Annotated in this window: 13 protein-coding genes, 1 pseudogene and 1 CRISPR repeat array; of the genes and pseudogenes, 11 read left to right on the top strand and 3 right to left on the bottom strand. The window is 40.5% G+C overall.

Annotation, left to right across the window (positions count from 1 at the left end):
- Positions 1 to 180: 180 nt before the first annotated feature.
- From CWB72_RS06755 to CWB72_RS06740, 4 genes are all read left to right on the top strand, one after another.
- Positions 181 to 1,461 (top strand): efflux RND transporter periplasmic adaptor subunit, encoded by a 1,281-nt coding sequence (locus CWB72_RS06755; RefSeq protein ID WP_138567742.1) that lies wholly within the window; start codon positions 181 to 183, stop codon positions 1,459 to 1,461.
- A gap of 77 nt (positions 1,462 to 1,538) precedes the next feature.
- Positions 1,539 to 2,231, top strand: a complete 693-nt coding sequence (locus tag CWB72_RS06750) for an ABC transporter ATP-binding protein (protein WP_138630128.1) — start codon at positions 1,539 to 1,541, stop codon at positions 2,229 to 2,231.
- Between the two features lie 6 nt (positions 2,232 to 2,237).
- Positions 2,238 to 3,560: an ABC transporter permease gene (locus tag CWB72_RS06745; RefSeq protein ID WP_252371505.1), complete on the top strand. Its 1,323-nt coding sequence runs from the start codon at positions 2,238 to 2,240 to the stop codon at positions 3,558 to 3,560.
- 9 nt (positions 3,561 to 3,569) lie between these two features.
- Positions 3,570 to 4,778, top strand: a complete 1,209-nt coding sequence (locus tag CWB72_RS06740) for an ABC transporter permease (protein WP_138630126.1) — start codon at positions 3,570 to 3,572, stop codon at positions 4,776 to 4,778.
- A gap of 289 nt (positions 4,779 to 5,067) precedes the next feature.
- Here CWB72_RS06740 and CWB72_RS06735 read toward each other — a convergent pair whose 3' ends face one another.
- Together CWB72_RS06735 and CWB72_RS06730 are read right to left on the bottom strand one after the other, a co-directional pair.
- The gene (locus tag CWB72_RS06735) at positions 5,068 to 5,808 is read right to left on the bottom strand and encodes a 5-oxoprolinase subunit PxpA (protein ID WP_138630124.1); all 741 of its coding nucleotides are present in this window, start codon (positions 5,806 to 5,808) and stop codon (positions 5,068 to 5,070) included.
- Between the two features lie 11 nt (positions 5,809 to 5,819).
- Complete coding sequence (locus CWB72_RS06730) at positions 5,820 to 7,616, bottom strand: glycoside hydrolase family 3 protein (protein WP_138630295.1); 1,797 nt, start codon at positions 7,614 to 7,616, stop codon at positions 5,820 to 5,822.
- A gap of 227 nt (positions 7,617 to 7,843) precedes the next feature.
- Here CWB72_RS06730 and CWB72_RS21005 point away from each other — a divergent pair, with 227 nt between their 5' ends.
- From CWB72_RS21005 to CWB72_RS21115, 7 genes and pseudogenes are all read left to right on the top strand, one after another.
- On the top strand, positions 7,844 to 7,975 hold the full coding sequence (locus tag CWB72_RS21005; protein WP_289508440.1) for a hypothetical protein: 132 nt from the start codon (positions 7,844 to 7,846) through the stop codon (positions 7,973 to 7,975).
- Positions 7,968 to 8,918: an ABC transporter ATP-binding protein gene (locus CWB72_RS06725; RefSeq protein WP_138630122.1), complete on the top strand. Its 951-nt coding sequence runs from the start codon at positions 7,968 to 7,970 to the stop codon at positions 8,916 to 8,918. The genes CWB72_RS21005 and CWB72_RS06725 overlap by 8 nt, the downstream gene beginning before the upstream one ends.
- A complete protein-coding gene (locus CWB72_RS06720; RefSeq protein ID WP_138630120.1) occupies positions 8,915 to 9,652 on the top strand; it encodes an ABC transporter permease in 738 nt (245 codons plus the stop codon). Before CWB72_RS06725 ends, CWB72_RS06720 begins: the two co-directional genes overlap by 4 nt.
- 189 nt (positions 9,653 to 9,841) lie before the next feature.
- On the top strand, positions 9,842 to 10,300 hold the full coding sequence (locus CWB72_RS06715; RefSeq protein ID WP_171037233.1) for a winged helix-turn-helix domain-containing protein: 459 nt from the start codon (positions 9,842 to 9,844) through the stop codon (positions 10,298 to 10,300).
- Positions 10,301 to 10,450: 150 nt separating this feature from the next.
- The gene (locus CWB72_RS06710; RefSeq protein ID WP_138630116.1) at positions 10,451 to 11,116 is read left to right on the top strand and encodes a hypothetical protein; all 666 of its coding nucleotides are present in this window, start codon (positions 10,451 to 10,453) and stop codon (positions 11,114 to 11,116) included.
- Between the two features lie 402 nt (positions 11,117 to 11,518).
- Positions 11,519 to 15,991, top strand: a complete 4,473-nt coding sequence (locus CWB72_RS06705; RefSeq protein WP_138630114.1) for a hypothetical protein — start codon at positions 11,519 to 11,521, stop codon at positions 15,989 to 15,991.
- A 169-nt stretch (positions 15,992 to 16,160) separates the two neighbouring features.
- A pseudogene (locus tag CWB72_RS21115) lies at positions 16,161 to 16,277 on the top strand (hypothetical protein); the annotation flags it as partial.
- Positions 16,278 to 16,336: 59 nt separating this feature from the next.
- Positions 16,337 to 16,732: a CRISPR direct-repeat array (repeat unit 37 nt; unit sequence GCTTCATAGCCTATCGCAACAAATCAGCTACTGAAAC).
- Between the two features lie 245 nt (positions 16,733 to 16,977).
- Here the strand turns inward: CWB72_RS21115 and CWB72_RS06695 are convergent.
- Entirely contained in the window at positions 16,978 to 19,062 is a 2,085-nt protein-coding gene (locus CWB72_RS06695; RefSeq protein ID WP_436409848.1) for a TonB-dependent receptor, read from the bottom strand.
- Between the last annotated feature and the right edge of the window lie 232 nt (positions 19,063 to 19,294).

The raw sequence follows: 19,294 nt of genomic DNA, 5'->3' as shown, positions 1-19,294 counted from the left end.
AATCCCAACGGCTGCGGTTTTTATAAACCGTAGCCAGCCCCTTCCTGCTTTTTATCTTAACAAAACTTTAACCTTTGTTTCTTTCCTGATAAACTCCATCCCTATTTATTCTTTGTCGCTTTAAAGTGACCTAAATGAATATCTTTATTCTTATTTGCTACGGATTAGCAAGGGTTTTTAATGAGTTATATTCCAGATACCAGTGCACAGGACTCAAAAGTCGTCACGCCTAAACATAATAAAAAGCGCATTATCTATGTCGCCTTATTATTTACATTTCTAACGTTTTGTTATGCTTTTATTCTTCCCTTAGTTGAAAACTGGGTGGGTGGTAAATCTGCAATTACTCTTGATAAATTGAAGCTTGCACAAGTGACACAAGGCGAGTTTATCCGAGATTTATCTGTGCAAGGTAAAGTGATAGCTGCCCGTCGCCCTGTTTTATACAGCCCTGCACAAGGCACAGTAACCTATTTAGTTGATGCGGGCGATCGAGTAGCAATGGGTCAAGCGTTAGCGCAAATAGAAAGCCCTGAATTACAAAGCTTGTTCGAACAAGAAAACACCCAACTTTCAAGGTTGAGAACGCAACTGGCGAGAGAGAAAATCCAGGCTAAACACGTTCAATTACAACAAGAAAACCGCATTGGGCAAGCAAGAGTAGCACTAAACGCTGCGAAACGAGAAATGCGTCGCTCAGAAGAAGCGAAAGCCAATCAAATTATCAGTGATATCGATTTTCAAAAAGCCAAAGATGATTTAGAAAATGCACTTCGAGAATTTGAACATGTAAATAAAGAAGTGGCGCTACTAAAAGAAAGTCAACAATTTGAGATTCAAACCAGAGCACTTGAATACAATGCTCAAGAAGTGAAAGTGACTGAATTGCAGAGGCAAGTTCTCGGCCTTGAGATACGCTCTCCTGTAGCTGGCTTAGTAGGTAATTTAAACCTAGAGCAAAAAAATACAGTCAGCAAAAACCAACCCTTAATGAGTGTGGTGGACTTAAGTGAATATGAAGTCGAAGTGCTAATACCTGAAAGTTATGCCGATGATTTAGCCCTAGGTATAGAAGCTGAAATTAATTTCAATGATCAAGCCTTCATGGGCAATCTTGTTGCTATGTCTCCTGAAATAACACAGGGTAGTGTGCAAGGTAAGGTGAGGTTTACGGGCACAGCACCAGATAACTTACGACAGAATCAGCGGCTCACAACACGCTTAATATTAGAACAAAGAACGCAAGTAAATTACCTTCCGAGAGGACGGTTTTTACAAAGCTATGATGGTATGCACATCTATGTACTACGTGATAACGAAGCGGTAAAAGTGCCAGCAAAGCTCGGTACGAAAAGTTTATCTAAAGTAGAGGTGATTTCAGGTCTAGCGCTCGGCGATAAGGTGGTTATTTCTGACTATCGAATTTTTGAAAAGGCTTCAAGCGTCAGAGTGCTTCAATAAAATATATTTATTAAGTTTGCTCAACGGAGTAGCAACTTATCTCATCGTTTTGGAAGAATAAAAAATAAGGAAAGGAAATGTTGAAAATGACTGGGCTTGCAAAAGCCTACATAACTTCTGATATTAAAACACAGGCGCTTCAGCCATTTGATTTAGCTATAGGGCAGGGAGAGTTTGTTTCAGTTATCGGTCCTTCTGGTTCGGGTAAAACCACTTTTTTAAATATTGCTGGGCTACTCGAAAATCATAGCGAAGGTCTGTATGAGCTCGATGGGCAAGATGTTTCTAAGATGTCTGATAAGCAAAAATCGGCTTATAGAAATGAAAAAATCGGCTTTGTTTTTCAGAGTTTTAATCTGATCCCTGAACTTAATTTATACGACAATATTGATATGCCTCTGCGCTATCGAAAATTCAATACAAAAGAGCGTGATGAGCGCATCATGAAAGCGTTAGAGCAAGTTGGCCTTGCTGGTCGTAAAAATCATTATCCAACACAATTATCGGGTGGTCAGCAGCAGCGTGTTGCTATTGCCCGGGCGATTGCAGGTTCACCAAGAGTTATCTTTGCCGATGAGCCTACAGGTAATTTAGACTCAAAAATGGCGCAAGGCATTATGACATTGCTGCAAGACATTAATGCGTCAGGCACGACGATTATTATGGTGACCCATGATAATGAGCAGGCACAACTTGCACAGCGAATTGTGCAAATAAAAGATGGTGTGCTAAGTGAAGAATCGTCTATTTTGACTCAAGCTATCGCTTAAGGAGTCATGATGTTTTCGTATTATGTGAAATTAGCGATGATTAGCCTTAAGCGAACACCATTACTTAGTTTTTTAATGGTAATGCTTATTGCTATGGGCATTGGTGCAACAATGACGACCTACACCGTCAACTATATGATGAGCCAAGACCCCAAACCTTCAAAAAGTGACAACTTATATTCCGTGCAAATAGATAGTAGAGGTGATGGCGTAGATTACAGTTACCTAGATACTATCCCTCCAGAAATGACCTATCAGGATGCAATGAACATCCTCAAATCTGATATTCCCAAATATCAAGCTGTGATTAGTGCAATCCGTACTACCGTAAAAAATCCAGCCAAGTATGACACTGCAGTAACAAGAGAAGTACGCACAACCAGTGCTGATTTTTTTCCAATGCTTGAAGTGCCATTTTTATATGGCAGAGGCTGGGATGAAACTGCAGATAGCAACGCAGAGCAAGTTGTTGTATTAACTAAACAAGCGAATATGCGCTTTTTTGATGGAGAAAACTCAATTGGCCAATCACTACAGTTAGGCGAGGATTTATATCAAGTAGTGGGCGTGCTTGATGATTGGTTAATAGTTCCTAAATTCTATGGCCAAAATAATGCTATGTACTCACAACCTTTCGATATTTTCATGCCATTTAGTACACAAGTTAGCAAAGAAATTTTTACTACCTCACTCATTAATATTTCTTGTTGGAAGCCTGCTGAAGATGAAAGTACAGCTGCTTTTCTCGCATCGGAATGTACTTGGATCAAAATTTGGGCTGAGCTAGAAAATGATGAAAAAAAGCAGCAATTCCAACTGTTTTTAGATAACTATGCGCAACAGCAGCAAGCACAAGGGCGCTTTGCTAACCGCATTTTGAATAAACTTGTATCTGTTAAACAATATCTTAGCGAAGAAAAGATTGTCCCTGAAGATAGCAAAATAGCAGTGTGGCTTGCCGCACTCTTTTTAATTGTTTGCTTACTTAACTGCATGGGGCTGATGATGGCGAAATTCCATGGTAAAGCCGGAGAAGCTGGATTACGCCGTGCTGTCGGAGCAAGTAGGCAGCATTTAATTGCACAATTTTCAGTGGAACTAGCGGTTGTAGGCTTTATTGGTGGTGTATTCGGTCTGCTGTTGGCGCAACTTGGCTTAGTTGCTATGACGAATTTATACAGTCACTTACATAGTTCGCTGATGCAAATGAATGCCTTAATAGTGATTGCTACCTTGGCTTTGGCTGTTGTGATCAGTTGCGTTTTTGGTTTGATACCGATTCTAAAAGCCAGCCGTGTTCAACTTTCAAGCCAACTGAAAAGTTTATAGGAGTTAAGCATGAAAGATTTAGCCCCGATAATTAAAGCTTTATTTAAAGAGAAATTAGTACCTTTTCTTCTTATTTTGCAAATATCAGTCACTTTTATGGTAATGGTGAATGCTGCAAATATGATCAGTGAACGTGAAAAGTTGATGTCCAGACCCACAGGTGTTGATGAAGAGAACGCATTTTATGTTTTGACGAATTTGCAGGGACCCTCAGAGAAGTTTGTAGCAAACTTGAGTCATGACTTGGCTAGTTTACGCGCAATTGAGGGGGTTCAAGTGGTTTCTCCTTTAAACGGTGTACCTCTAGGATTGTGGGGTAATTATGTTTCAGTATATCGAAACTTGGATGATGAATACCCAATAGATAATGCTGGTTATTATGGTTCTGATGAACATATTGTTGAGAACTTAGGCCTTAATTTAATTGCTGGAGAAAACCTAGCCTTAAGTGATACAACTGTGAGCATGACTGGTAATCATAATATCTCTTCAAGTATATTAATTACCAAAGCCTTTGCAGAGTTAGTGAGCCCCGATGATTGGCGTCAAGCCGTTGGACAGACCATATATACAACTAACACACCTCAACGCATTAAAGGAATAGTAGAGGCCATGCAAGGTGCTTGGCCACGGTGGTATGGTGTAAACGGTTCAATTATTTATCCCGTTATCGAAGTAGATAATACAATTCGTTATTTTGTAAGGGCAGAGCCTGGACAGCTCGAGAATGTAATGGAAGAAGTCAATAAAGTACTTCTAAACACACCCGGACGCGTCATTGAAAAAATGCAGACGATGGAAGAGGTGAGGTTAAGGGCGTATAAAGATGATAATGCGAGTAGCAAACTACTTATATCAGTCTGTGTTGGATTATTATTTGCGACGAGCCTAGGCATTTACGGCCAAGCGCGCTTTTCAGTAAATCGCCGTAAAAGACAGATAGGCACACGCAGAGCATTAGGTGCAAGCAAAGGGCAGGTAATGCGGTTCTTTATGCTTGAAAACGCTGTGGTCAGCCTTACAGGGCTTGTTATTGGTTTTATTGCAGCATTATCACTGAGCGAACAATTTGCTCAACACTTTGGTTTAACACCTGTACCGCTGCCGTATTTATTATCAGGTATGGCAGCATTGTTTGTGTTAGGTCAGCTATCAGTAAGTTACCCTGCACTGCAAGCGTCAAGAGTTGAGCCTGCTATCGCAACGCGAAGCGCTTAAACACTTTAGCTTAATTGAAAAAGCCAGATCATATTTTTACTAGGTAAAATTTTGATCTGGCTTTTTTGTGTCTGAACAATATTTTCGTGATTTTTTATACCAATCCTCTTAATGAAGCGATTTATTTTGGGGCAAGGAAAACTTGTCGATTGCACCGCTCACGCGTCCTGCTATCGCCTAGGTAAATACGTCCATGTAGGCAAGGCAAAAATTTTGCTATTTAGTTGTTCTAAATAAGAAATTTTTAACGAAGCTAGTGTTAGTTTTAGTCCCTCAAAATGATTGAGTATTATTTAGGATTAGTATTTTCTATCAATTGCTTAATCTCTTTGACTAAGGCAATACTGGCTTCATTATCGCCGTGCACACACAAGGTATCTGCTTTTAGTGCCAACGCGCTTCCAGAGCCCGTTCTGACTGTGCCTTGAGTTAATAACTGCTTTACTTGCGCTAATAACGCAGGCTTGTCATGCACCGCATTAGGCTCAGCTCTAGGGGTTAAACGCCCTTCGTTGGTATATAAGCGATCCGCAAAAGCTTCAAATAACAATGGTAGGTTATATTTTTCAGCCATGGCCAAGTGTGAAGCTTGCTCATTGGTTGCTAATAGCATTAGTTTTAGTGGCTTTGAATAGCTACTCACTGCCTGCATGACCGTCTCTAAAATACCATTATCTGCCATCATATCGTTATATAGTGCACCATGTGGTTTTACATAACTAATTGATAAACAGTGTACTTGTGCCATGCCATCTAGCGCAGCAATTTGATAGTGCAAACAATTTACTAACTCATCATGACTGAGCTTCATCGAACGTCGACCAAAGCCTTGCTTGTCGGGATAGCTTGGATGAGCTCCAATTTGCACGTTATGTTGTTTAGCAAGCGTTAGGGTTTGTGCCATCACATCAGGGTCGCCGGCGTGAAAGCCACAAGCAATATTTGCTAAATCAATTACTTGCATGGCATGGCTATCTAACCCCATTTGCCATGCGCCAAAGCTTTCGCCTAAATCGCAATTTAATAACATGTTTTCCTCCTTTAAATACTGACAGGAAGTTGGCCTTCTGGCTTGTCTAAGCCCAAAATCACTTTAGCGAGCGCAGTAAACGCAGGACCAGAGATCACATTTTTACTAACTACATCAATATTGTAGGCGTAACTGGCCAAAACTGCTTGTGCGTAAGGCGCATAACTCGGTATCTCATAAGGGGCGCGCAGGCTAATAAATAGCGTTGGCTTTTCAGCAAGCTTTGCCTGCTTAAGCAGCGCTAATAGTGCTTTTGGCTGTTCGCTTCGTTTGAGCTTAAAACTGTCAAGGGCCTTTACATCATCCATGCCACCAATCTCAACTGCACTTTGTTGTGGGCTGGCATGGGCAGCTATGATCAGGTCTGAGTTAGTAATATTTTGATCTGCTTGCTTTGGATCGAATCCTTGTAAACTGCTACAGGTGATGCGTAACTCTTGCTTACTTAAAGAGAGTAAGGCTTGCTCAAGAGCATGACATTTTTGTGTATCAGGCATGACTAAATGAATTCGTTTGTGTTTAGCTTGAATAGGCAATAGACCTTGGTTTTTCACTTGAGTGATGGCCGCAACAGCGAGTTCACTTTCAAGTTGTCGGTGACTAGGGTTACCTAATGTCGCTTTAGCAATGGCGGCAGAGCGGGGCGCTGGGCTTGCTAAAAATTGGTGTTTGAGTGAAATGATACGCTGTGCCGATTGTGCTATTTCAGTTTTATCTAGCTCACCTAGAGCAACTGCCGCATTCAGTGCACTCATTAGTTCATCAAGCTTTTTTATATCGTCAGGGGTACGAATGGCAATCGGCATCAGAGCTATATCAACCCCGGCTTTAAAGGTTTCAATCACTGCGGATGTTGGGGTAAAGAAATGGCTGATCCCCGCCATATCAAGTGCATCTGTGACTGTTACGCCTTGGTAGTTGAGCTTTTCTCGTAGCAAGTCATGCATAATTTTACGCGACAATGTAGCCGGTTTAACCATGACCTCACCTTGCTTATTCACAAAGGTGCTGTTATCGAGTGCAGGGTATTGAATATGCGCCGTCATAATCATACCCGGCGCGTGCTTATCAATAATGTACTTAAAAGGTGCCAGCTCAACCTGTTCAATGCGTTTTAAATCGTGTTTAACAAGCGGCAAGCCAGTGTGGCTATCGACCGAGGTATCACCGTGACCCGGAAAATGCTTAAGCGCTGAAACGACGTTTTGCGCTTCAAATGCTTCAACTTGTGCAGCGCCCATGTTTGCTACTTCAAGTGAGTTCTCTGAGAAAGAGCGAACGTTGATCACCGGATTACCCGCGTTGTTATTCACATCAACGGTCGGCGCAAAGTTTACGTTAATGCCAAGGCTATTTAGCTCTTTACCAATGGCGGTGGCAACTGCACTTGCGTAGTGAGTACCGTATTTATGATAGGTGGCTCCTATGCTCATATTACCCGTGAAAGAAGTCGCCTCAGCACGGTTGATTCGAGCTACACGGCCACCTTCTTGGTCAATCGATATAAACAAGGGTTGTGGATGTTTAGCTTGCTGAGCAGCCGTTTGTAAGTCATTGGTGAGCTTTACGATTTGCGCAGTATCTGGCACGTTTTCAGCGAATAAGATCACGCCACCAATGTGGTGTTTAGCAATCAAATCTGCAAGTGCTTTAGGCAACTCGGTCATACCTTGTCTACAGGCTTTTGACTCGCCGCTTTCGCAGTAATAACGAAAATCTAGCATCAATTTTTGACCAATTTGTGCTTCTAAAGGTAGTTCAGAGGCATGATTGAACTTTTTCGCTGCACTGCTGGCACTGATTGTCATGGCGATCACCATCCCGATATTTTTTAAAAATTGCGTCACAGGCTACCTAAATTATCTGGCCTTAAACTGAATGGGCTAATTTAGCATTTGCAGCACTGAATTAATAACCTACGTCGATAAAAACATGACACTTGTCATATCGATCAGTGACAAAACTCACTGAAACCCTTTGAAGCCTTTAGTCATACTAAACCCATCAAAGTTAATCTCGCACTGAGGAATTGGTTATGGAAAGCATCATATGGGCAGTTTTAGGTATGGCATATAGTTTAATCGCATTCGCATTAAGCACTTATAAATACAATCGCGGTAAGCCGTTTAATGGTAAATCAAGAAACACCGAGGTGAACTATGACTAATTCAGCAGTAGTTTCAGTTAAAAACTTACACCATAGCTATGGTAACAAAGCCGTGCTTAAGGGCTTAGATTTCTCGCTACAAGCGGGCCGAGTTTACGGGTTTTTAGGTGCCAATGGCGCTGGTAAAACAACGTTAATTAACTTGTTACTCGGCCGTTTAAAAGCGTCACAAGGCAGAATTGAAGTACTGAGTAGTACAGCGGGTTCTGCTGCTGCGAAGGCCAAAGTAGGCGCTATGCTACAAATAGGCAGTTTACCTGCGAATTTAACCGTACTTGAGCAATTAAACTTATTCGCAAGCTACTATGAGTCTCCTATGCCTGTCTCAAAAGCACTGCGTTTGAGTGACTTAAATGCCCATGAAAATACACCATTTAGCAAATTATCAGGTGGCTTGAAGCAACGTTTGCTGTTTGCCATTGCCATTATTGGCGACCCACAACTGGTATTTTTAGATGAGCCTAGCTTGGCAATGGACGTAAATGCCCGTCAACAAATGTGGCAAACCATTCGACAATTAAAAACACAGGGTAAAACGGTGGTTTTAACCACGCACTATATGGAAGAAGCTGAAGCCCTAAGCGATGAGTTATTCATTTTAAATGAGGGAAAGATTATCGCACAGGGCTCGCCAAGTGAGTTAAGTCACAATATGCAGTTAAGTGAAGTGAGCTTTGCTTGCGAACTAAATGAGTCTGAACTCTCGACTTTATTACCTGAGTGGTCGTGGCAAGTGAATGAGGGTAAGGCCGCAACCCGCTGTAAATCACCAAACACACTGTTAAAGCAAGCATTTGCAAATGGGCTTAGCTGCGACTTACTCAGTGTTAAACCTTCATCGTTAGAGCAAACCTTTATTTCACTGACAGAAACCGCTGAACACGAAAATAAAACACCGACAAATTCAGCATCAGACAAATCAGCCAAGGAGCAAGCAGCATGAGTAGCATAAGTTTATATAGTCTCAAACAAGAAGCGTGGTGCGATTCTAAAAGTGTATTTAGAAACTTAGGCTTTGTGATCCCGACCTTAGCGTTTCCATGTGCCTTTTACTTGTTTTTTGGTGTCGCTATGGGAGATGAAAAAACCAGTAGCTATTTGCTAATAAACTACATTATTTTTGGGGTGATGGGCCCCGCTTTATTCAATTTTGGGGTCAATGTCGCAACCGATAGAGAGCAAGGCTTATTGGCGTTGAAACAGCTATCGCCTATGCCTGCTAGTCAATACTTAATGGGTAAAACTTTTACTGCTTTATTGTTTTCGACGCTGATATTTATTCTTCTTTCTAGTTTTGCCGTGTTATTCGCAGGCGTGAGTATGTCGCTACTTAAGTGGGGTCAGGTCTATGCGTTAGCGCTGTTAGGCACATTACCATTTTGCATGCTTGGCTTAGTGATGGGCTTAAGTTTTTCAGCCAAATCGGCCCCCGCGCTTGTAAATTTGATTTACTTACCCATTTCGATGCTGTCAGGTTTATGGCTACCAATTACTATGTTTCCTGAAGCACTACAGTGGTTCGCATGGATATTGCCAAGCTATCATTTATCTCAGTTAGGTCTGAGCATTTTAGAGATGCACCAAGGCTTTAATTTAGTGTGGCATTTATTAGGCGTTGCATTATTTACATTGCCGTGTGGATATCTAGCAACAAAAAAGTACAACTCCATGAAATAAAATCATATTGTAACGCCCCTTTACAGAGAGGGGCTTTACCTCTGGGCTTCATTCCTTTACTCTTAACCTGTTGTTAATTATTTCTTAAAAAACATGAAGTTTAGTTTTCAGATTTTCCAGTTCGATTGTGAACACAAAATCCTTACCCGCCACGGAAAGGTTATTAAGCTAAAAGACAGAGCTGCGAATATGCTCAAGTTCTTTATTTTGAATAACGATAGAATTCTGTCTAAAGCAGAGCTATTAGAAACGGTTTGGCCTGACAAAACCGTGTCTGAACAAGTCGTCTTTCAGAACATCAGCCACTTGCGTGCCATTTTTGGTAACGATGCCATTAAAACCTTTTCAAAAAGAGGCTATCAGTGGCAATTAGAGCTTACCGAAGTCACAGAGCAAGCTGAAGAAGTAACTGCGGCCCCAGCGTCACAAGCGGCTACTAGCACAGCACCTGTTGTAGAGGAAAGCAAGGCTGAGAGTGAGTCAAAAAATAATGAAAGCTCAGACAGTCCTCAGAAAAATGATGCGCCAGCTTCTGAAAGTTCATCAGAGCAGCCTGCAAAAGAGAGCAAGTCGACAGCTTGGCTCGGCATTTTAGGTGCTGCGGCTTTAGTTGTGGCAACAGCGATTTGGATGGCTGTTAAGTCTTAATTTACTATCCTCATAGTTTTAATAAAGCGATGCCAAACATCGCTTTATTGCCTTCTTTTTCTATAAAAATCATAATCTTTAAAATTTTTTTGAACTTTCTTGTACCCTTCTCAGTCAATAGCATAACTACTCTATCAAGGAAGCTTAATCATGAAATTATCAACCGTATTTGCTGCTAGCGTATTAATTAGTAGCTCTCTTTTTAGTCAGTTTAGTTATGCCGAAGGGCGTAGTATTGAATATGGAAAGATAAATCAGCTCCGAGATTTAGCGACTAATAAAGTAAAATCAAAATATCTCACCCCACTTTTTAAGCTGCAAATAAGTAACCAAGACATCAAAATAGACGATATAAAGCTTTGGCTTGAACAAGAAGAAAAAGTCATTGCGAAAGCTACTTTTGATGAAGAGGGCAATATCAATTTGCCTATCTTGTCTCAGGCTGATGCCGAAAAGACCTTACTACACTCGAACTATAGCAAAGACGATGTTGGGTTCATTCTCAATACCAGTTTAAAGCCTTTAGAAAGTAAAGAGCTCAAATACTCAGACGTATTTATTTTGCTTGATGACATCAATAATTTTACAGAACACATGGCTGGCGGATTCTCTATGTTCGTTCCGAGTATGGACGAAATTAAATTCACCTTTGATGCCCCTGCAAGCATTACTGTAAAAGACAGCAAAGATAAAACTAAAACATACAAAACAGACGATGAGTTTGTGATTGAAATTCCAAAAAAGAAACGCTGGATGCAAAGCGACACTTGGCTGCAATTTAGTGCTTTACCGACTAGATACGAGCCGATTAATTAACTTTAATATTTTCTGAACACTATATTCAATCCGAAACTTATACCCTTGTAGGTCGTCGTTTACGGCGACAATACATTTGGTGTTATTTTTCAGGCCTAAGCTATAAGTTGCAATTTTACATCTTATAATTGACCTTCTCATAGAAGCAAACCCTGTAGGCGCGATTTTACATCGCGCAATTTACCCCGCGCAAAGTAGCTCAAACACTCAAGTATTACTTTACTAAAAACCGTAAAGCCCCTTTACAAACTAACACTGTAATCTGCTGTAATGTGTTCAGATCAACAATTAAACGCCTTTTTATTGTTACAAAGCAACTGCTTGGGTAAGGTAAACAAAAACGAATTTAAAATCGAGCAGTGAAAAAATTGGATTTACAGCTCAATAATAAGGAATAGTTTAATGAAGTGGCTTTATCCTATCGCGCTAGATCTTGGCGCAAAAAATACCGGCGTGTTTAATTTAAGTTATGCAGCGGGTACTAAACTTGAAAGCTTTATTAACGCTAATCAAGTTACAAAAAACGCCTTTGTAGCCCAAGTGCCAGAGACTAAGCAGGGCGGTTATCAATTTCTACAAACTAATAGAACAGCCACGCGGCATTCAATTCGTTGTCGTAAACGCAGAAAGCAAGCGAAGAAGTTATTTTTATTTCTACTTGAGCGTGTTTATCGTTTTCAAACACAAGGTCATACAGAAGCAATTAATCATTTTCTAAATCGTCGTGGTTATAATTATCATGAGTCTCAAATAGATTTTGAAACACTAGAACAGTTCGAGCAAGAAGACTGGATTGCATTACAAACTTTTTTGATTGAGCAAAATGCGTCATCAGTGCTTGAGCAATTAGACTTCTCAGAAGTGGCAGAGAGCTTATTACAGTTACAAGCTTTTGAGTTAGAGGAATTACAACAGCACTTAGAGTGCATAGAAAAGCCAAAGAAAAACTCTCCTGCTGCTGCACTTTTAAAAGTGACGAAAGAGTTAAAGCAAGAAAAAATTAAAGAGCAAACTTCGGGAGCTAAGCATCGTCGGGATTATTTTGACGCGGTGCGCCATGATATTGAAGAAATGGCGAAGAGCAAAGATAAGCAATTCAAAAAACTTTATAACGCGCTAAAGCACGCAAAAGGTTTTAAACAAGGTGAGTTTGTTAATGTATTTTGGCAGCTGCTTTGCCATGTGAACAACTTTGACTTAAAGCTGCTCAATCGTATTCATAAAGCCCTGAATGACTCAACTACTTCAGAACAAGTTGATGCCACACTTGCCAAATATGTAAGTCATTGGGTATTAAAGCTTTGGCAAGGCTCTGATGCAAACACGGCAGAAAGAAAGCAGTTTAAGCAAACCCTTAAAAGCCACATAAAAACAAATCCTAACCAAATATTGCAGTTTTTATTGCAAACCAGCCCTGAGCATACCATTGCGCCATACGAGTCACACAGCAACCGAAAACCGCCTTATTGCCAAACGTTGATACTCAATGCTCAAACCTTAAATAATCAATATCCTGCATGGCAAAATTGGCTTCAGTTGCTTGCAAATGGTTGCGAGCAAACTCAGCAAGCGGTTGAGCAATATCAAACTAAGTTACGCTGTAAGACCAGCAAAGAAGGCAATATTCTAGTAGAGATAGAAAAACAAAATGGTTTGCTCGAATTGCAGGCTCGAACATTGCAGTTTGTATTTGATGCCAGTGTTAAAACATGCCCTTATAAACTTAGTGAAATTTGGGGCAAGTTAAAACAAATTAATCAATTAAAGCGAAACAGCAAAGAGACAAAGAAGGTACAAGCAAGCCTTACAAATTTGTTAGCACAAAGCCAGTTACCTGATACTTTAAAACTTGCATGTAATAGCAACCCTGAGGAGGGCAGTTTTTGGCATCTAATAAACAAATACTATCAGGCTCGACGAAGAACTAAACAAGGTCGCTATTTTATTCATCGCGATAACTCACAAAACTCTGAGTTGAATAAATGGCAAAGCAGAGATCAGCTCTTTCAGATTTGCCAACATAAACCTAAACAGCTAAAGCACCAAGCTTTGACCGATGTATTGCAATTGTTAGGGCTAGAACAAAACAAGTTTCAGGTACTTAATGGTAGCAATGAAGCTGTATTGTTAGAACAGCTAGCAACAGAAATTAAGGGTTCTGCGAAAGGCATTGTTGGAGTGGCGAAAAATGCACATAAAGCGCAAAAAGATTATGGTATAGATCTAAAAGCAGCCATTGCGACAGAATCAAAACTTCAATCATTGGCTGATAAAGCAAAAGTGCTAACACAAAAATTAGCTGAGCACTTTTTTACAAACAAAATACAGCAAGATTATTTTTTCGAACGTAATAAGAGCTTGTTTACATTCGCGCAGTTACATAGTTTATTGTTTAATGTTGAGCGCAGTGGCTTCGCGAAAACTTGCCCTGTTTGCAGTGCAGACAATGCAGCAAGAATGCAAATGAATCAAGGCGTAGCGCAGGCTTCTCGTTTATCAACCATGAGTTTGCGTTTGATTGATGGTGGTTTAAAACGATTGTTAAACCACCAAGCCCACCATATTGTTAATCGTTTATGGCCCGAATTAGAACATCATTTAAAACAAGGCCACAAAGTCGATATACCTTTGATTTTAGAACAAAACCGTTTTGATTTTAGTGCCCATTTACACGCGTTAAAAGGGCAAGGCAAAAATAAACAGCAGCGACCGCCTGAAGACGAAAGATACTTTGAGCAAAAACAAACCCGTATTTTTGATGCTGGCAAACAGCTTTGCCCATACACAGGTGATGCACTTAGTTTAAATCAGGCTGATATAGATCATATTATTCCCCGTTCAGGTGCATACGGTGTGTTAAATGACGAAGCAAATCTAATTGCAGCAAGCACTGTAGGGAATCGCAAGGTAAAACAAGATCGTATTTTACATTTTGAAGATTTAAGCAAAGCGTACTTACAAGCGCAGTTTGACACTGCAAATGTTGAGCAGATCAAAGCGCATCTATATACAACGCTTTGGGATGCAAATAAAAAACAGTTTGTGTTTGAGCAGTACAAACAATTCATTGCACTCACAGAGATACAACAAACAGCATTTAGACATACATTGTTTTTAGAAAACACAGACGAACTAAAGCAAGCAGTAATTAGCGCTATACAGCATAGTAGTAAAAGCAGAGTAAACGGCACTCAGCGTTTTATGGCACAGTTACTGGCAGATATATTCTGGCAAAAAGCCAAGGTGATACAGTGTGAAAACCTATTACATTTTGACTACTTTGAATACTCAGCTAACAGTCAAGACGAACTCTCTACAACCAGCTTGCGCCGTACTTTAACGCAAACCTTCGCTAATACAGAGTGGGATTTAACTCCGTTTAACAAGCAAAAAGGCCATAGCCAAGTGCCATATAGCCATGTAATAGATGCCATGTGTGCAATGGCATTGGCTGTAGAGCAACATCAAGGCGAAGGGGCGTTAGCCGTTGATGTAGGTGACACTTCAGTATGGCCTAAAATAGATAAACAAACGGGAGAATACCAAGCTAGTAATTTTAATATGCTAGCTATAAAGGCTGAACAACTCGCACCTGAGGTCAGTGTTAAACCAACAAGTCTAGCGACTAAAATTAAGCAGCAAGGTTTAACCAGCAAACCTCATACGGTCATCTCCCGCCGTATTTTTGGTGAAAATGCCTTAGGTATCAGATTCTATGACCTAGCAATTGATAATAATCAAGTGGTTAAAGGCTATTATCACGAGCAAAACGGCCACCAAGAGTTTGTGCGCGCTACAACTAAGGTGGTCGATAAAACCACGGCTATGTTGGAATGGTTAACAACGAACCAGTATTACCAGCTAAAACAAAAACAAGCGGTTGAATTTTATGTACCTAATCTTCAGGCTATTTTGAGTTTGATGTTTAGAGTGTTAAGTGCTGCTAAACAAACTAAATTTGATAAAAAGTCAGATGAATATAAAGCAGTAAAATGGTTATTTGGTAAAGGTGATGGTCAGCTGTTTTACTATACTAATAAAGCAGCACTTCAAGCTGCCCCAAGCATTATTGATAAGCTAAAAAGTAGCAATCCTCTGATGAAAAAATGGCAGCACTTTTATGCTGGCTGGCAAGCCATTTGTGGTGGGAGTGCCAAAGTCAATCAAGGCCAATTTGTCATCGAAGCTGAACAGCTAAATCAGTGGCAAAATTATTGCCAAGCATTTCTAGGTCAATCAGTTGAGCGTAATAAACATAGCCCAGTACGTAATTACACTATGTTTAATGAAACCGTTGCAAGAGGCAATGTTGCACTGCAATTCAAGCGAGATAAATTTACGCTATATCCATTCAATAATAATGATGTGCCCAAAGCGCAGAGCATGCATATTATGCTTAATTCACCAAATTTAGTCGCTTTTGAAAGCTCAGTTTTAACTAAAGGGTACGTGGTTGAGCTTGAAGAAAAGACCAACTACAAAGGCACGCATATTAAGGTCAAAACCCTAATCGATGAAAATAAGGCAGATGCATTAAAGCTAAACTTAGAGCAGCTAAGTATAAAAGTGCCTAGTAATACGCAAATTAACATTAGTGGAGTGTGTAAGACTTGGTTTGAACAAAACTTGTTACTAAAGCGAGCTGTTGAAGCTGATGCTTGGAAGAAAAGAACGAGCCTAGGTTTTGATAAGTACGACGACGAAAAGTGTGCAGTAATTACTGACACGCTCAAAAGTGTACTTAAAACAGCTATTCGAGCAGAAAGAAACAAAAGCTTAAAACTGCTACACACAGAAGCAGCACTGACTATAGGCCTACCTGTTAAAGCAGAACATATAGCTAAGTTACTAGCCAAACAAAATAGTGAGGGCTAAAAACACAAAAAGCGCCGAAAGGCGCTTTTTGTGACTCAAGGTGTGCGATACAGAGCTTGATCCATAATTGACTGTAAAGTGATTCCAGCTTTACAGCTGATTTGTTGCAAGACCTAAATTACATAAATCAATGAGTTAACGCAAGTAAAAATTTCAACAAGGAGGCAGGATGCAACACGTTGTAATTCAAGAGCATGGTCGTTCGTTGGGGATTACCTCTGAGCGCTTAGTGATAAGAGAAGGAGACAACCCTGAAAAGCATATCCCACTGAGAAAAATAAATACCCTATCTATTCAAAAAAATGGTGTGAGTGTGTCGTCAAATTTGCTTAGTGCCTGTGCGCGGCTTCATAGCCTATCGCAACAAATCAGCTACTGAAACATGCGCTTAATGGTCGGATAAGCAAAGTAGTTGGTAAGCTTCATAGCCTATCGCAACAAATCAGCTACTGAAACCTCTGATTGATACAAGATGACCACCAAAGAAAAGGGCTTCATAGCCTATCGCAACAAATCAGCTACTGAAACACCAGAAACTCGGTCATTATTAGTCCTTATCGGTGCTTCATAGCCTATCGCAACAAATCAGCTACTGAAACGGCCATCTTTTAGCACTTTGACTTTGAACTTCAAGCTTCATAGCCTATCGCAACAAATCAGCTACTGAAACCGCCTTTAGAATTTTTCAGCTAAAGCATGGCACTGCTTCATAGCCTATCGCAACAAATCAGCTACTGAAACATTGAACAGTTCATGAGTCAAACCTAGGCCCCCTGCTTCATAGCCTATCTTAACGGTTAAAACATGGAAAGGGCCTTTATACCCTCTTTTAAAAGGCAAAAAAATAACCGCGTGGGGCGCGGTTATTTGAGGTTGTGCATGAAAGCACTTGCTTTATCTAATTAAAAGTCTAGTAAAGCGTGTGGGTTTGTCAAATTGGGTACGCTTTAATTAAATACTGAATATCAATATTGTCGTTTAGTCATTTAAAAAGCGTACTTTAACTTTAAGCCCATGTTTCTCGGTTCACCAACAAAGTAGCGATGATTGCCAAAGGCAAAATCGGCACGCTCTGCGTAGCGCTCGTCAGTGAGGTTCATCACTGAAAATGACGCGCTTAACTGTGGATTGATCTGCCAATCTGCTCGCAGGTTATAAATTTTATGGCCTGCATAGCTTTGTGTATTGGCAGCATCTAAAAAGTAGTCGTCTATTTGCTGGCGTTCTAACTGAGCCATAATAGTTCGTGTAACTTGCCAATTGATCTGCAGGTTAAGTAATAATTTGGGCGCGGTATCTATGTCGTTGCCTTTGATTTGCGCACCATTAGTAGGGTTATTTAAATAAGTGTGCTCGCTATAGCTAAAGGCCAGCTTTGTACTGATGGTACGCGTTACTTGGCGATTAAGTGCAAACTCAATGCCCTGGTGTTCGGTATCGAGGCCATTTAAATATTGGCGGTCGGCGTCTTGGTAAATGCCGTCTTTTTTCTTTAAATGATAAACTGAGAGCTCAGCAAATAGATCTTTATCTACATATCGAACACCAACTTCGGTTTGTCTGGCTTTGACACTTTTTACATCGCTGGTGAGCTGACCGTTCTGAAGGCGGTATAATTCGCTGGTATGGGGGGCTCTAAAGCTTCGATCATGTTTGGCGAATAGTCGTGTTTGTTTATCAATTTTATAACTGTAGCCAAGTGCATAACTGATATCGTCAAATTGATTACTTTGACTTGCAGGGCGAGTATAACGACACCCCCCGAAGCCACAGGCTGTGCCATCGTCTTTTAAATTACCTGTGCTTAAATTGTTTTGATAATCGTAGTCGGTGTTATCGTAACGCAGTGCGGCAAAGGCATTGTGTTCGTCTGTGATTTTGGCGTCGAGCTGAGCGTAAGTGGCAAAACTTAGCGCATCAACGTCATAATCATAGTGCTTTCCTTTCGGTAATACGCCACGTAAAAACGCAGAGTTTGATTCGGTGTCGTTAGCTTGGTTTTGTTTTAAAAAGCCGCGAGAGATGTCGATGTCAGAGCCAAGCGTTAAACTGAACATATCAGACAGTTGACTTGCCCGACGTACTTGTAAACCTATACTCGAATGGCCGTTTTCTTCGACAGGCGTGCCCGGTAAAAAGTGCATTAAAAAGTCCATGTCGGTATGGCGTAAATATGGATTAACCTGCCAGACCGCATTTGGCGTATTTAAGGTGTTAAACATGGCGTAGCGCATCGACAAACTGTTTCGATATGCATCTGGAAAGTCATTAATGCGAAGTAATAATTTATCTTGATAGGCGTTTTCGCCACGCTGCAAATAGCCCGCTGTATCTTGCTCTAAATTGGTCAGCGTCACTCTGTGGGTAGTTTGCCAATCACCTAAACTGTGCGAAGCCGCCAATGAGAGTTTTTGTTGTTCGTAGCCCGAACTATCTTGAAAGCCGCCATCGGAGGTAAGTGTTAAGCCCATTAAAGTATCGAGCGCTTCTGTTTGCTGGCTGTAAAGGCCATTTACACGGTAAAAGCTATCTTCACCTAATTCTACGCTCACCATAGGCATTGCATATAAACTTGGACTAAACACATTGATAGTGCCATGAATGGCATTTGAGCCGTAGCGAGATGAATTCGCGCCTTTCACCACTTCGATGTTATCTGCAAGCTCAAAGTGGGTGTCGAATAATTGGTTTACATTACAAAAGCCTGGCGCGCGCAAGCTAATACCATTTTCAAGCGTTAAAAACTCAGCACACGAGCCTGCGCCGGTTAAAACAGGTGAACGCACTGATAACAATGATTCTTGTCCGTTACCACGACTTAACCAAGTGCTAGATGCTTGGCTTAGCAATTGGTTTAAATGCTCTGCGTTACTTTGCTCAATGCTTTGTTTGGTAATTTTATTGGTGTTACCAATCAAGTCTAAATGCTGGGTTTGTGTGCGGTTGGCGGTGGTGACTAGGGTTTCGATGTCTTTATCATTGGCGTTTGATAAGGCCTGAAAACTGATGCTCACGCAACTTAAAAGAGCCAAAGACAAAATAGAAAATTTAAACGTTTCTCGCACAGACATGTTCCTTTATCGCAACTTGACGGTATTTTACCAATCCTCAATAATACTTGAATCATTTTGAGGGATTAAAACTAACGCTAGCGTCGTTAAAAATTTCTTATTTAGAATAACTAAACAGCAAAATTTTCGCCTAGCTATCGATACGTTTTCCTTGCCTCAAAATAAATCACTTAATTAAGAGTATTGGTATTACAAAAGTGCCTCATTATACTGAATAAATTCAAAACACGAT

This window comes from Pseudoalteromonas phenolica, from assembly GCF_005886345.1.
Classification (GTDB): Bacteria; Pseudomonadota; Gammaproteobacteria; order Enterobacterales; family Alteromonadaceae; genus Pseudoalteromonas; species Pseudoalteromonas phenolica_A.
This window is presented reverse-complemented; position numbering and strand designations above follow the sequence as displayed.

Excerpts from the sequence above, each read along its gene's own strand:
- CWB72_RS21005 (WP_289508440.1), top strand. The coding sequence starts at position 7,844 with ATGGAAAGCATCATATGGGCAGTTTTAGGTATGGCATATAGTTTAATC.
- CWB72_RS06730 (WP_138630295.1), bottom strand. The coding sequence starts at position 7,616 with ATGACAATCAGTGCCAGCAGTGCAGCGAAAAAGTTCAATCATGCCTCT.
- CWB72_RS06720 (WP_138630120.1), top strand. The coding sequence starts at position 8,915 with ATGAGTAGCATAAGTTTATATAGTCTCAAACAAGAAGCGTGGTGCGAT.
- CWB72_RS06740 (WP_138630126.1), top strand. The coding sequence starts at position 3,570 with ATGAAAGATTTAGCCCCGATAATTAAAGCTTTATTTAAAGAGAAATTA.
- CWB72_RS06710 (WP_138630116.1), top strand. The coding sequence starts at position 10,451 with ATGAAATTATCAACCGTATTTGCTGCTAGCGTATTAATTAGTAGCTCT.
- CWB72_RS06725 (WP_138630122.1), top strand. The coding sequence starts at position 7,968 with ATGACTAATTCAGCAGTAGTTTCAGTTAAAAACTTACACCATAGCTAT.
- CWB72_RS06735 (WP_138630124.1), bottom strand. The coding sequence starts at position 5,808 with ATGTTATTAAATTGCGATTTAGGCGAAAGCTTTGGCGCATGGCAAATG.
- CWB72_RS06715 (WP_171037233.1), top strand. The coding sequence starts at position 9,842 with ATGCTCAAGTTCTTTATTTTGAATAACGATAGAATTCTGTCTAAAGCA.
- CWB72_RS06745 (WP_252371505.1), top strand. The coding sequence starts at position 2,238 with ATGATGTTTTCGTATTATGTGAAATTAGCGATGATTAGCCTTAAGCGA.
- CWB72_RS06755 (WP_138567742.1), top strand. The coding sequence starts at position 181 with ATGAGTTATATTCCAGATACCAGTGCACAGGACTCAAAAGTCGTCACG.
- CWB72_RS06705 (WP_138630114.1), top strand. The coding sequence starts at position 11,519 with ATGAAGTGGCTTTATCCTATCGCGCTAGATCTTGGCGCAAAAAATACC.
- CWB72_RS06695 (WP_436409848.1), bottom strand. The coding sequence starts at position 19,062 with ATGTCTGTGCGAGAAACGTTTAAATTTTCTATTTTGTCTTTGGCTCTT.
- CWB72_RS06750 (WP_138630128.1), top strand. The coding sequence starts at position 1,539 with ATGTTGAAAATGACTGGGCTTGCAAAAGCCTACATAACTTCTGATATT.